Here is a 13,311-nt window from a genome sequence, read left to right as displayed (position 1 = left end):
TTTTATTTGCAAAAAAAATCATTGACAGCAACTTTTTAGTGCTGATATAATATTTAGCTTTGATTTGACAATGGCTGTAAAATTCAGTATAATGGACAAGAAAAGAGGTGGACGTCCACAATGGCTAAAAATACGCTGTTGGATATCAAACGCAATCTCGATGCACATATTGGTCAGAAAATTACGCTGCGGGCTAATGGTGGCCGCCGTAAGACGATTGAGCGTACGGGTGTATTGGAAGAAACGTACCCTTCTGTTTTTATTGTAAAGCTTGATGAGGAGCAGGAAACATTCAAGCGAGTATCTTACAGCTATGCGGATATACTTACGGAGTCTGTGGAAGTTATGGTCTTTGACCCAGGCAGCGAGACTAGCTCCTACATGGAGACGTAAGCATTGGTTTCAGGCGATTCGCTTTCACAGCGAATCGCCTTTTTATATTTTTTAGTACGAATGCAGCTTCTCCCAAGATTGAAACCATACATATGCAGGAATGACGATGGAATGCAGGCGGCATACTATTTGAACAGGTCAAGGAATGCGCCCGTTCGTTACGACGGGAAGCATGCACCAGAACCTGGGGATTAAACGATCCCGAATCAGAGGGACTCATTGTGACTTGATCAAGATCTGGAGGAGGATGGTTTATGAGTCGAAGAAGAAGTGTCATGTCGGAGGAACTGAAGTATGAGCTTGCGAAAGATCTGGGCTTCTACGACACTGTTCAGCAGGAAGGTTGGGGTGGGATCAAGGCCAAGGATGCGGGTAACATGGTGAAACGGGCAATTCAGATGGCAGAGCAGGCAGCGCGTAAATCATAGCTACAATTTAACCAGATTGGAGAGCGGGGCAATTCATCTTGAGACACCCCGCTTTTTCCCCCTAGATGCGGAATACAAATGACTTGACAGCCCCATTTTGATATAATATGTTAAGTTGTCTTAGGGAAAAGGTGAGGACGGGTGAACGTCTTGAAAATTTACGAAAAAGCGCCTGCTAAAATCAATTTGATGTTGGATGTTCTACATAAAAGAAGTGATGGATTTCATGAAGTTGAAATGATCATGACGATGGTTGATCTGGCCGATCGGCTTGAGATGTCAGAACTGCCGCGAGATACCATTGTAATCTCCAGCCAGGCGGGTTATATTCCGCTGGATGAGAAGAATCTGGCCTTTCAGGCGGCGAGACTCATCAAGGAGCGTTACAGCGTACGTACGGGAGTTCATATTCATCTGGACAAAAAAATTCCGGTCGCTGCCGGTCTCGCCGGCGGCAGCAGTGATGCTGCCGCAGCGCTGCGAGGTCTGAATCGTCTATGGCGGCTGAATATACCGGATCAGGAATTGCAGGAACTTGGAGCAGAACTCGGCTCGGATGTACCGTTCTGTATTACAGGTGGAACTGCACTTGCAACAGGGCGGGGGGAGAAGTTAACTCCGATTCCTAATCCGCCGCAGTGTTGGGTTATTCTGGCGAAACCTCCAATCAATGTATCGACGGCTGATGTATATGGACGTTTTCGCAGTGACAAGATTGTTCGGCATCCAAGTGCAGTTAAAATGGAACAAGCCATTCGCAATCAATCCTTTACTGAGGTCTGCAGCCAGATGGGCAATGTGCTGGAGGATGTGACTTTGAAACTTTATCCTGAGGTACAGCATCTCAAAGATGCTATGATTCGTCTTGGCGCAGACGGCGTGTTGATGTCTGGCAGTGGTCCAACTGTATTTGGACTCGTGTCCAAGGAAGCCAAGGTTGCACGAATTTATAATGGGCTGCGGGGATTTTGCAAAGAAGTCTACGCTGTACGGATGTTAACGTAAATTTACTTTTATAATGTACAAACACGTATAAAGGTGGTATATTTTTAAATAATTATTCGGATTTGGATGTTTCCGTGATCGTGAGGATGGATCTCTGTGAAGAAGTTAAAACGAAGCGCAAGGCTGGTTGAAATGACGCAATACTTATTGTCCAGACCACATACGGTGATTCCGCTCACCACATTTGCCGAACGTTATGGTGCTGCCAAGTCATCCATTAGTGAGGATCTGGCTATTATCAAGGAAGTGTTCGAAGAAGGTGGGTCGGGAGAACTGCACACGCTGGCAGGTGCTGCGGGCGGAGTGAAGTGGATTCCGAAGGTGCCTGTTGAACATGCACTTGCTTTTGCTGAGCGGCTGTCAACCCAGCTCGCGCAGCCGGATCGGATTTTGCCAGGGGGATACCTGTACATGTCAGACCTTCTGGGACAGCCGGCTCTGATGAATGAAGCGGGTAAAATTTTTGCAACAGCTTTTGGCGATATGAACATTGATGTAGTCATGACGGTGGAAACCAAAGGAATCCCGCTTGCTTATGCTACCGGGGCCCAGCTCAACCTTCCTGTTGTACTTGTTCGCAGGGACCATCAGGCTACAGAAGGATCGGCCGTAAGTATTAATTATGTATCGGGGTCCCACAAAAGTCTGCATACGATGTCCCTATCCCGCCGGGCTATGAAAGAACATTCCCGGGTGCTGATCGTGGATGATTTCATGAAGGCCGGGGGTACTGTTCAGGGCATGATTGATCTGCTCGCGGAGTTTAATGCGACAGTGGCCGGAGTTGGTGTTTTGGTGGAGTCTGGTTCTGTAGATTCAGAGGAGCGTTTGCTGACGGATTACGTATCTCTCACGAAGCTGACAGCGGTTGATGCCAAGAGCAGACACATTTCTGTCTCGCCAGGTAACTATTTCAATCTGTAGAATCATGGCGAATAACATGTCGGGAAAGGTTCTTTTCCATCGACCTGGGACTAACATTGTCGAATTGTGTATTAAATAAAAAAATTCCTGAAATTAGGACATTTTTATGGTTATAAAAAGAAGGAGTTCGTATAGGCTGTGTGGAATTATACACCAAGTTCTGATGGAAAAAGGTGGTGAACACACACATGCAAATTACGGATGTCAGACTCCGCCGCGTTAACTCGGAAGGGAGAATGAAGGCTATCGCATCCATTACCATCGATAACGAATTCGTCGTTCATGACATTCGTGTCATCGATGGTAACAACGGAATGTTTGTTGCAATGCCGAGCAAGCGGACTCCTGACGGAGAGTTCCGTGACATCGCCCACCCGATCTCTTCCGGTACACGTGAGAAGATTCAGGCAGCAGTATTAACTGAATATGACCGTGCAGCAACTGAGGAAGAAGTCATTGAAGAAGGTGCCTGAGAACATTATTGGGGTTCGAAGGAAAAGAGAGCCATGTCTTATGGCTCTCTTTTCTTTTTGACCGGAATAAGATATATTCAGTATTGAGTTTATTCAAAGAGAACCGGAGCGCGTCATGCGTTCGGTTGCAGAGCGGCATCTTAGGAATCGTTGGGATTCAGTTAAGCTCACGAGTACACGGCGTCATATAACGGGTCATGAATTGCTCTTGATTTCGTTGTTACGCGTGATTACAGAGACAGCAGGCGATGAACAAGACCGGCATGGAGCCGGCTGAACGATGCCCATTGGATATATAAATGTGCAAACCATTCAATGGGATTTTCAGAACAGGAGGTCGTTAATTTTGAAACGCATGGCAATTGTTCTAGCCGCAGGGCAGGGCAAACGAATGAAATCTAAATTGTACAAAGTGCTGCATCCCGTATGCGGTAAACCTATGGTTGGACATGTGCTGGATGCAGCACTTCGCGCAGGTGTTGAACGCAGCGTGGTTGTTGTCGGACATGGGGCCGAAGCGGTGCAGTCATTTTTAGGTTCCAGAGCAGAATACGCACTTCAGGCAGAGCAGCTCGGTACAGGGCATGCTGTAAAACAAGTTAAATCCCTGCTTGGCAGTGAAACTGGATCAACAATTGTAGTTTGTGGTGACACACCTCTCGTTACCAGTGAAACGCTGGAAGGTCTGATGAAACTTCACGAGGAGAGTGGTGCAGCTGCAACAGTGCTCACAGCTCAGCTCGATAATCCGAAGGGATATGGACGTGTAATCCGCGGAGAAGACGGTTCTGTACAGCGGATCGTGGAGCAGAAGGATTGCACACCACAGGAAGACGCTGTGAAGGAAATCAATACAGGCACATACTGCTTTGATAATGCGAAGCTGTTTGCAGCATTGGAGAAGGTAACCAATCAGAATGCTCAGGGTGAGTATTATCTGACAGATGTGGTTGGCATTTTCAAAAGTGAGGGCGAGATTGTTGAGGCATACATGTCTGATGATATTGCAGAGTCTATTGGCGTTAATGACAGACTTGCACTTTCACAGGCAGAGGCATACATGCGTGAACGTCTGGCTGTCCGTCATATGTTGAACGGTGTAACCATCATCGATCCGTCATCGACATATATCGGGGCAGATGTTACGATTGGATCAGATACAGTATTGTATCCGGGAACCGTTCTTAAAGGTACTACTTCGATTGGTGAAGGGTGTCATATCGGGCCTCATACAGATATCGAAGACAGTATCATTCAAGATGGTGCCGTGATTAAACATTCGGTGCTGTCCAAGGCAGAAGTTGGCCCTGATGCAACCGTAGGTCCTTTCGCCAATCTGCGCCCGGGCACCAAGTTAGGCCGCAGCGTAAAAATTGGTGACTTTGTTGAAGTGAAAAATGCTACAATTGACGAAGGTTCCAAAGTGTCCCATCTTAGCTACATTGGGGATGCTCAGGTAGGGAAGAACGTAAATGTTGGATGCGGGGCAATAACCGTCAATTATGATGGATATAATAAGGCTGTAACAATCATTGAAGATGATGCCTTTGTAGGCAGTAATGTCAATTTGATTGCTCCGATTACGGTTGGAAAAGGCGCTTATGTCGTTGCAGGTTCCACCGTTACACATTCCGTTCCTGAGAATGATCTGGCGATTGCTCGTCCACGCCAGGAGAACAAAGCCGGTTATGCGGAAAAAATCCGCGGACGTGCTAAAGCCAAGAAACAAAATGCTAAACCCGAATAAGGGTTTTGATAACGAATTACCTCCCGCTTCCCGGGAGGTGCCGACATGTCGCAGACGCTTATAGATTCCAATGAACCAGCACGGAGGGTTTTTATTTTATGACTTATTTTGACTCGAAATTAAAAATATTTACTTGCAATTCTAACCCCAAGCTTGCTCATCAAATTGCTGATTATATCGGGATTCCTATGGGTGAATCTCATACAACCAGCTTTAGTGATGGCGAGATTCAAGTGAAACTCTCCGAGAGTGTTCGTGGCTGTCACGTTTATATCGTGCAGTCAACTTGCTTGCCGGTTAATGACAACCTGATGGAAATGCTCGTGATGATTGATGCATTGAAACGTGCATCGGCCAAAACAATTAACGTGGTTATTCCGTATTACGGTTATGCACGTCAAGATCGCAAAGCGCGTTCGCGTGACCCGATTACAGCCAAGCTGGTTGCTAACCTGATTGAAAAAGCAGGCGCAACTCGTGTTATTGCAATGGACCTGCATGCTATGCAGATTCAAGGTTTCTTCGACATTCCAGTCGATCATCTGCTGGGTGTGCCGATTCTGGCTCAATACTTCCGCTCGAAACAGATTGAAAATCCGGTTGTTGTGTCACCTGACCACGGTGGTGTGGTTCGTGCGCGTAAACTGGCTGATTTCCTGAATGCACCGCTTGCGATCATCGACAAACGTCGCCCTGAGCCAAATGTGAGCGAAGTCATGAATATTATCGGTAACATCGAAGGCAAAACAGCGATTTTGATTGATGACATCATTGACACTGCCGGAACGATTGTACTGGGAGCTAATGCTTTGATGGAAGGCGGCGTGAAAGAAGTATATGCATGCTGTACTCACCCGGTATTGTCTGGCCCTGCAATGGAACGTCTGGAGAATGCACCATTGAAGGAAGTCATCGTAACGGATACGATTCCAATTACACATGCGAATCCAACAAGCAAGCTTAAAGTGCTTTCTGTAGCGCCGCTGCTTGGGGAAGCCATCATCCGTGTTCATGAGGAATTGTCAATCAGCAAGCTGTTTGAAATTGAATAAGGATGTCTGCATAAAGTAGTAGAGGGGTTACGTCTTCCGGTTGAACGGAAAATGTAACCCCTGTCGGCGTGCCATTTTTAATCAGGATGAAAAAGGACGCCAGCGCATCAATAACCCGGGCGGGAAATAAAGCGAAAGCGTCGTCTGTGAAAGAGTGTATCAGCAATTTCGACAAATTGACTATCGAAACGGGTAACCAAGCCAATCTCGATATGGGTGTCACGGTCGTATACCTGTACAGGCACGTGATGTTCCAGATGATAAATAAAGTCACTATGTTGAGTCAGCTGTCCGTTATCTTCGCGCAAAACCCGCTCACCTTCCTAGGATGATAAATGTTCAATACGTACTTTCCTGATATTATATGAAATATAACTTTCGAAGTCTATGCCTCAACTTAAGCTGGCTGAAGGAGGGAATAAGATGAAGTGGATTGTCGGACTTGGGAATCCAGGCTCGAACTATGCCAAAACCCGGCATAATATCGGTTTTATGGCGCTGGATCGGATGGCAGAACGCCATAACATTTCGATCACACAGAACAAATGCAAAGCATTAATCGGAGAAGGCAATATTGGCGGCGTCAAAACGGTGCTGATTAAACCGATGACGTATATGAACCTTTCTGGTGAATCAGTTCGCGCGTATATGGACTTTTATAAAGTCAGTCTAGAGGACCTAATTGTCGTATATGACGATATGGATACAGAGATTGGCAGAGTTCGCTTGCGCTACCAGGGTAGTGCAGGTGGACATAATGGAATCAAGTCCATTATTCAGCATACAGGTACACAGCAGTTTAACCGAATTCGTATGGGCATATCCCGGCCTGATCCGGGACATGCCATTGTGGACTATGTCTTGTCTACGTTTATGAAGAAGGAAAAGGAAGCGCTGGAGCAGACAATCGAGCAGACATGTGATGCTTTGGAGCACAGCCTGACACATACATTTGAGCAAACTATGGCCAAATTCAACGGTTAATATGGCAGTATCACTGGAAAAAAGATTAATATGACGACTTTTATTCAGACAACCTGGGCATACTGGATGTATAAACCATGTTCAGGAGGCATAACTATGTCAGTGAATTATGTATGTCGGCATTGCCGTATCTTTATTGGACGAATCGATTCGGCTAAAATCACAGAAGCGCAGCTCGGTTTTCATTTCTTGACCCCCGACGAGCGGAGGGATATAATAGCGTATAATTCCGGTGGTGATGTGACCGTTCGGATCACATGTGATTACTGTAAGGAAGCGCTGGAACACAATCCCGAGCTGAGCCTGCTTGCTAATCCGCTTCAGTAATATCATCGTAAGCTGCGGACCAGCAGTGGCGACGTATCTACAAACATTTGAACAAATGACAGATGGGGCGGCCGCAGATACCGTGGTCCGCCTTTTATAGCCTTGGCAGCCTGCTGAGGCTTCTTTTCAGTTGGAACGAAAACAAGCTGGATGTACCCGGCTTCAGGATGAGCTGCATGAACAGATGTGGCAATGTTTTGAGTAATCCTTTATGATGAAACAGGACAAAAAGGAATAAGTATCCAATTTATAAAATTTCAACGTCCGTAAAGATGCTGCGCTTATGCGTGCAATAATCAAGAAAGTTATAAGAGAGGTGCCCCTTTTGTTACAAGCACTCATACAGGCTTTTTCCAAAGATCCGGACTTTGCGTCCATTACAGCCGGGGTTAAATCCGGCATGAAGGAGCAGTTGGTTTCGGGATTATCCGGTTCGGCTCGCCAGATTATGCTGGCGGCACTGCATCAGGAAATGGATCGTCCACTGCTCGTTGTGACACATAACATGTTTTCCGCACAAAAAATGGCAGAAGATTTACAGGAAGCGCTTTCACCGGATCGGGTTTTAATCTATCCAGCAAATGAACTTGTTGCGGCTGAGGCCGCGGTATCCAGTCCGGAGACACTTGCTCAACGCATAGAAGTATTGGTTCGCTGCGCCCAAGGGTTTAGGGGCGTCGTTGTCATTCCTTTTTCCGGGGTAAGACGTTATGTCCCCCTGCCGGAAGTGATGGCGAATGCACATATTCAGATTAAGCAGGGCAGCACGCTTCAGCTGGATTCATTCCTGCTGGAGATGGTGACGCTTGGTTATGAGCGTGTGGAGCGCGTTGAATCGCGGGGTGAAATGAGCGTACGCGGAGGCATTATCGACTTCTATCCAGTAACTTCATCAATTGCCTACCGGATAGAGTTATTTGATGACGAAATCGATTCAATTCGCACATTTGATCCGGCAGATCAGCGCTCCATTGAACGGATAGAAGAAATTACAGTGCTGCCGTGCAAAGAGTTGATTGCTGATCGCGAACGTATGGAGAAGGCAGCCGATACGGCAGCACTTCTGCTTGAGCAGCAGTTGGAGAAAATGACAGATCGTCAGGCGAAGCTGCGTCTGCGCGAAGAGATGCACCGAGAGGTCGAGCTGCTGCGTCAGCATGTTTATTTCTCGGAGATGTATAAATATATCTCCCCGCTTTATCCGGAAAATAAAACGATATACGACTATATGCCGGAAGATACAATTCTGGTGATGGATGAGCCTGCGAGGCTGTCGGAGACATCCAAACAGCTGGATCGAGATGAGTCAGAATGGAACCTGCACCTGATGCAGAATGGAAAAACACTGCCAGATCTGCCGCTGTCAGCGGATGGGGATGATCTGCTCTATGAACGTCCATTCCAGACGATCTTTATGTCGATCTTCCTGCGTCAGGTGCCGCATACGCAGCCGCAGAACATTCTGAACTTTATCAGCCGGGGTATGCAGGATTTCCACGGACAGATGAATGTGCTCAAGGCCGAGATGGAACGCTGGCAGAAGGCCGGAGTTCAGGTGCTGATGCTGGCGAACGGTGAAGAACGTATGGATCGGATGCGTCGTGTACTGCAGGATTACGACATCCCTGAGCCGGAGATGCTGAATGGTAACCTCCAGACCGGTTTCGAGATGCCTTCCATTCATTTGGCGGTGATCACGGAAGGTGAGATGTTCTCGCAGAAGCAGCGCAAAGCCCGCAAGCCGATTCGAAACATCGACAATGCCGAGCGTATTAAATCCTACAGTGAACTGAAAGTGGGCGATTACGTTGTTCACCAAAACCACGGGATTGGTAAATACCTTGGAATTGGCACGCTCGAAGTCGCTGGTATTCACAAAGACTACATGCATATTCTGTATGCAGGCGGCGACAAATTGTCTGTTCCCATTGAACAAATTGACCTGATTCAAAAGTATGTCGGTTCCGAAGAGAAAGAGCCGAAAATATACAAGCTGGGCGGCAATGAATGGACTCGTGTCAAAAATAAAGTTCGTTCATCCGTTCAGGATATCGCTGACGATCTGATCAAGCTTTATGCAGAACGTCAAACGTCCAAAGGTTATGGATTCGATAAAGATTCCGCAGAGCAGCAGGAATTTGAAGATATGTTCCCTTACGATGAGACACGGGATCAGATGCGTGCAATTGAAGAAATCAAAAAAGATATGGAACAAAACCGTCCGATGGATCGTTTATTGTGTGGAGACGTTGGATACGGTAAGACAGAAGTGGCTATTCGGGCTGCATTCAAAGCAGCAATTGAGGGCAAACAGGTGGCGGTGCTGGTTCCGACCACGATTTTGGCTCAGCAGCACTATGAAACATTCCGCGAGCGTTTCTCTGGTTACCCGTTTAACATCCATGTCCTTAGCCGATTCCGTTCCCGTAAGGAACAGAATGAGACAGCGAAAGGGATCAAAGCCGGTACAGTGGACATCGTTATTGGTACACACCGCTTGTTGTCACAGGATCTAGTGTTTAAAGACCTGGGACTGCTTATTGTCGATGAGGAGCAGCGTTTTGGTGTAACACATAAAGAAAAGCTCAAAAAACTTAAAACGAATGTAGACGTGTTAACTCTTACAGCAACACCGATTCCGCGTACACTTCACATGTCCATGCTGGGGGTACGTGACCTGTCGGTTATTGAGACACCGCCCGAGAATCGTTTCCCTGTTCAGACGTATGTGGTGGAACACAGTCAGGCGCTTGTTCGTGAAGCAATTGAACGCGAGCTGGCCCGCGGCGGTCAGGTGTATTATCTTTACAACCGAGTGCAGGGCATTCAGGAGATGGCTGCTGAAATATCGGAGCTGGTGCCGGAAGCCAAAGTGGGCGTAGGACACGGTCAGATGACAGAAACCGAGCTGGAGAAGACGATTCTCGACTTCCTGGACGGAGAGTATGATGTACTGGTGAGCACCAGCATTATCGAGACAGGTGTGGATATTCCGAATGTAAACACACTGATCGTGCATGATGCGGACAAAATGGGACTTTCCCAATTGTACCAGCTGCGTGGACGGGTAGGCCGGTCAAACCGGATTGCCTACGCGTATTTCACGTACCAACGGGATAAAGTGCTGACGGAAGTTGCCGAGAAACGTCTGCAGTCCATTAAAGAATTTACCGAGCTCGGCTCAGGTTTCAAAATCGCGATGCGTGACTTGTCCATCCGTGGGGCGGGCAACCTGCTGGGAGCAGAGCAGCACGGCTTTATTGCCTCCGTCGGGTTCGATCTGTATTCACAGATGCTGGCAGAGGAGATCAACAAACGTAAAGTGACGATGCTTGGTGAGGAGCCAGTTCCTTCCGATCAATGGAACACAACGCTCGACCTGAGTATGGATGCCTACTTGCCATCAGATTATATTTATGACAGTATTCAGAAGATTGAGATTTATAAAAAGGTAGCCGTCATTGCATCCTTTGAAGATGCGATGGAACTGGAAGACGAACTAGTTGATCGGTTCGGTGATCTGCCTGAAGCTGTAATCAATTTGATGGCGGTGGCTCGCCTTAAAGTGTATGGGAAAATCTATGGAATTGAGTCCATTACTCAGCGTGGAGACGACCTTACTGTGAAATTTTATGAAGGACGTGAGCATGCGTTCGAACTCTCTAAAATTGCACACATTGGAAATCAGTTCGAAAGACGTGTACAATTTGAACAAGGACCCCAAATGCTGATTCATGTCAAAGGCAGGGGGCTTGGGGATAAGCAGCTGATGGAGCTGGTAGAAAAATTTCTGGAGTCCATGAAAACTGCTTTTAAATCAAAGGGGGAACTAAAAGATGTTAGCAAAGTATAAAAAAGTGGGAAAAGTGCTGTCTGTAGGTATGGTGGCAGTACTGTCCCTGTCCCTGCTTGCTGCATGCGGCAAGAAGGAAGAAGCGAAAGCACCGGAATCAAAAGATAACAGTGCTGTAGTCGCTACTTATGATGGCGGTACAATTACAGCGAATGAATTCGATATGGAGCAGCGTGTCATGAAATTCCTGTATCCTGAATATGCGCAGATGATGGATATGGATGATTTCAAGGAATACCTGGTGAAGCAGGAGATTGCTTATGAATATTTGAGCGGCAAGGCAAGTGATGAAGCAAAAACCGCTGGTGCCAAAACAGCTGCAGAGCAATTCGACAAGATGAAAGCTCAAGTGAAGGAAGACCAGTGGAAGGAAATGCTGAAAACACAAAACCTGACAGATCAAAACATTAAAGACTACATGACCCGTATTATGACGGTAATCAAAGATAAAGAAACCGGTGTAACAGAAGACGCGATGAAGGCAGAATTTGAGAAAAACAAAGACCAGTTTACAACGGCTTCTGTACGTCACGTTTTAATTGGATTTACCGACTCAAAAACCAAGAAAGAACGTAAAAAAGAAGATGCCCTGAAATTGGCAAAAGAAGTAAAAGCAAAACTTGATGGTGGAGCTGATTTCGCTGCCGTTGTAAAAGAATATTCAGATGATACCAACTCTGTTGCAGATGGAGGATTATTTAAAGATGCTCCGGTAGCTAATTGGGTAGATTCCTTCAAGGAAGCTGCGAAAACATTGCCGCTCAATAAGATCAGTGATCCAGTGGAATCCCAGTTTGGGTATCACATTATAAAAGTGGAGTCCCGTACAGATGCAGATTACTCCAAGTTAACAGCTGAGCAAAAAGAAACGCTGAAAAGCCAATTGGCTGCGGGTCAAATCGATACATTTATGCAAAAAGATCTGGAGAAAATCATCAAAGAAGTAAAACTTCCTAAAACGGATAAAAAAGAGGAAGGTACTAAAGAAGGTACAACGGGAACTGGCACAGAGGGCACAAAAACAGATGAATCCAAAACAGATTCCAAAGGTACAGATACGAAGACTGATCAAGGTACAACAGGAACAGACAAAGATGCAAAAACCGAAGAAGGTACAAGCAGTAAATAATTTATATAACAGTGATGCTGACAGGTGCTGCAGCGAAACCTCAGGAGTTTGCTCATACGGTTAGATCACGATTTATATGGACAACCTTAACGAAGCACGGGAAGAACTACGGTTCTTTCTGCTGCTTCGTTTTGCTTACATGAGTGTGGTGTTGTTTACGTTTGCTTTTCGTAAAAGATAATCAACTATATTCTGCAAAGCATGTATAAGGATATGGGAACAGATGAATACTATGGTCAAGAAATCACACTAAACGTTCTGGGACTTTCCTCTACCCAATAAGGAACAGTAGTTGAAAAATCTTCTCGAGAAAGTGGGGCAACATGTCAAATGAAAGCTACTGGTATTGTCCGCCGTATAGATGACCTGGGTCGTGTGGTCATTCCTAAAGAAATCCGTCGTACGTTACGTATTCGTGAAGGGGACCCGCTTGAAATTTTTGTGGACCGCGACGGAGAAGTTATTCTTAAAAAATATTCACCGATTGGCGAGCTTGGTGATTTTGCTAAAGAATATGCCGAATCCCTGTATGAGAGTACAGGTCATGTGACGATGATTTCTGACCGTGATACCATTATCACGGTGGCAGGTGGTTCCAAGAAGGAGTACCTGGATAAACAGGTAGGAAGCCTTGTGGAGAGCTGCATGGAAAATCGGAAGACGATTATGGAAACAGCAAACGGTACCTATGAGCTTAGCAAAGATCATGACGAGACGTTATCCTCTTTTGTTATCGCGCCAATTATCTCTGGTGGTGATCCCATCGGAACCGTTATTATGTTCAACAAGGATGAATCCGTGAAGATGTCTCAGATGGAAACCAAAATGGCTGAGACGGCGGCAGGTTTCCTTGGGAAGCAGATGGAACAATAAACAGCAGATGGACTCCTGTGGGCCTGAACCGGGCATACGGGAGTTTTTGCTTTTACATATAAGTTGAACTATAGGTGTTTACACAAGTACTCCGATGACAGAATAACCTGGAGAGCAGCGGTT

Annotated in this window: 13 protein-coding genes; 12 read left to right on the top strand and 1 reads right to left on the bottom strand. The window is 46.3% G+C overall.

The annotated features are described in order from the left end of the window. The first annotated feature begins 120 nt into the window (after positions 1 to 120). From veg to ABXS70_RS25960, 7 genes are all read left to right on the top strand, one after another. Entirely contained in the window at positions 121 to 393 is a 273-nt protein-coding gene (veg, locus tag ABXS70_RS25990; protein WP_342553595.1) for a biofilm formation stimulator Veg, read from the top strand. Positions 394 to 647: 254 nt separating this feature from the next. Next, positions 648 to 821, top strand: coding sequence for a small, acid-soluble spore protein, alpha/beta type (locus ABXS70_RS25985; RefSeq protein WP_342553596.1), 174 nt, complete (start codon positions 648 to 650; stop codon positions 819 to 821). Positions 822 to 971: 150 nt separating this feature from the next. After that, positions 972 to 1,826 (top strand): 4-(cytidine 5'-diphospho)-2-C-methyl-D-erythritol kinase, encoded by an 855-nt coding sequence (ispE, locus tag ABXS70_RS25980; protein ID WP_342553597.1) that lies wholly within the window; start codon positions 972 to 974, stop codon positions 1,824 to 1,826. Positions 1,827 to 1,922: 96 nt separating this feature from the next. After that, on the top strand, positions 1,923 to 2,750 hold the full coding sequence (purR, locus tag ABXS70_RS25975) for a pur operon repressor (RefSeq protein WP_342553598.1): 828 nt from the start codon (positions 1,923 to 1,925) through the stop codon (positions 2,748 to 2,750). 188 nt (positions 2,751 to 2,938) lie between these two features. Further along, positions 2,939 to 3,223 carry a septation regulator SpoVG gene (spoVG, locus tag ABXS70_RS25970; protein ID WP_017691372.1) on the top strand — a complete coding sequence of 95 codons (285 nt, stop codon included), beginning with the start codon at positions 2,939 to 2,941 and terminating at the stop codon, positions 3,221 to 3,223. A 346-nt stretch (positions 3,224 to 3,569) separates the two neighbouring features. Continuing rightward, on the top strand, positions 3,570 to 4,970 hold the full coding sequence (gene glmU / locus ABXS70_RS25965; protein ID WP_342553599.1) for a bifunctional UDP-N-acetylglucosamine diphosphorylase/glucosamine-1-phosphate N-acetyltransferase GlmU: 1,401 nt from the start codon (positions 3,570 to 3,572) through the stop codon (positions 4,968 to 4,970). 98 nt (positions 4,971 to 5,068) lie between these two features. Beyond that, positions 5,069 to 6,022: a ribose-phosphate diphosphokinase gene (locus tag ABXS70_RS25960; protein ID WP_017691370.1), complete on the top strand. Its 954-nt coding sequence runs from the start codon at positions 5,069 to 5,071 to the stop codon at positions 6,020 to 6,022. A 107-nt stretch (positions 6,023 to 6,129) separates the two neighbouring features. On the opposite strand, the gene ABXS70_RS25955 is transcribed toward ABXS70_RS25960, so the two are convergent. Continuing rightward, on the bottom strand, positions 6,130 to 6,330 hold the full coding sequence (locus tag ABXS70_RS25955; RefSeq protein ID WP_342553600.1) for a hypothetical protein: 201 nt from the start codon (positions 6,328 to 6,330) through the stop codon (positions 6,130 to 6,132). A 115-nt stretch (positions 6,331 to 6,445) separates the two neighbouring features. Between ABXS70_RS25955 and pth the strand changes: the two genes are divergently transcribed. The 5 genes from pth to spoVT all read left to right on the top strand — a co-directional run bounded on the left by pth (position 6,446) and on the right by spoVT (position 13,188). Then, complete coding sequence (pth, locus tag ABXS70_RS25950) at positions 6,446 to 7,006, top strand: aminoacyl-tRNA hydrolase (protein ID WP_342553601.1); 561 nt, start codon at positions 6,446 to 6,448, stop codon at positions 7,004 to 7,006. A gap of 96 nt (positions 7,007 to 7,102) precedes the next feature. After that, positions 7,103 to 7,333, top strand: a complete 231-nt coding sequence (locus ABXS70_RS25945; protein ID WP_342553602.1) for an anti-sigma-F factor Fin family protein — start codon at positions 7,103 to 7,105, stop codon at positions 7,331 to 7,333. A 325-nt stretch (positions 7,334 to 7,658) separates the two neighbouring features. Then, entirely contained in the window at positions 7,659 to 11,186 is a 3,528-nt protein-coding gene (gene mfd, locus ABXS70_RS25940) for a transcription-repair coupling factor (protein ID WP_342553603.1), read from the top strand. Further along, positions 11,170 to 12,315, top strand: a complete 1,146-nt coding sequence (locus tag ABXS70_RS25935) for a peptidylprolyl isomerase (RefSeq protein WP_342553604.1) — start codon at positions 11,170 to 11,172, stop codon at positions 12,313 to 12,315. Before mfd ends, ABXS70_RS25935 begins: the two co-directional genes overlap by 17 nt. A gap of 330 nt (positions 12,316 to 12,645) precedes the next feature. Beyond that, complete coding sequence (gene spoVT, locus ABXS70_RS25930) at positions 12,646 to 13,188, top strand: stage V sporulation protein T (RefSeq protein ID WP_342553605.1); 543 nt, start codon at positions 12,646 to 12,648, stop codon at positions 13,186 to 13,188. Positions 13,189 to 13,311: the final 123 nt, after the last annotated feature.

The organism is Paenibacillus sp. AN1007 (genome assembly GCF_040702995.1).
GTDB lineage: Bacteria > Bacillota > Bacilli > Paenibacillales > Paenibacillaceae > Paenibacillus.
Note: the sequence above shows the minus strand (reverse complement) of the source record. Positions and strands in the feature narration are given on the sequence as shown.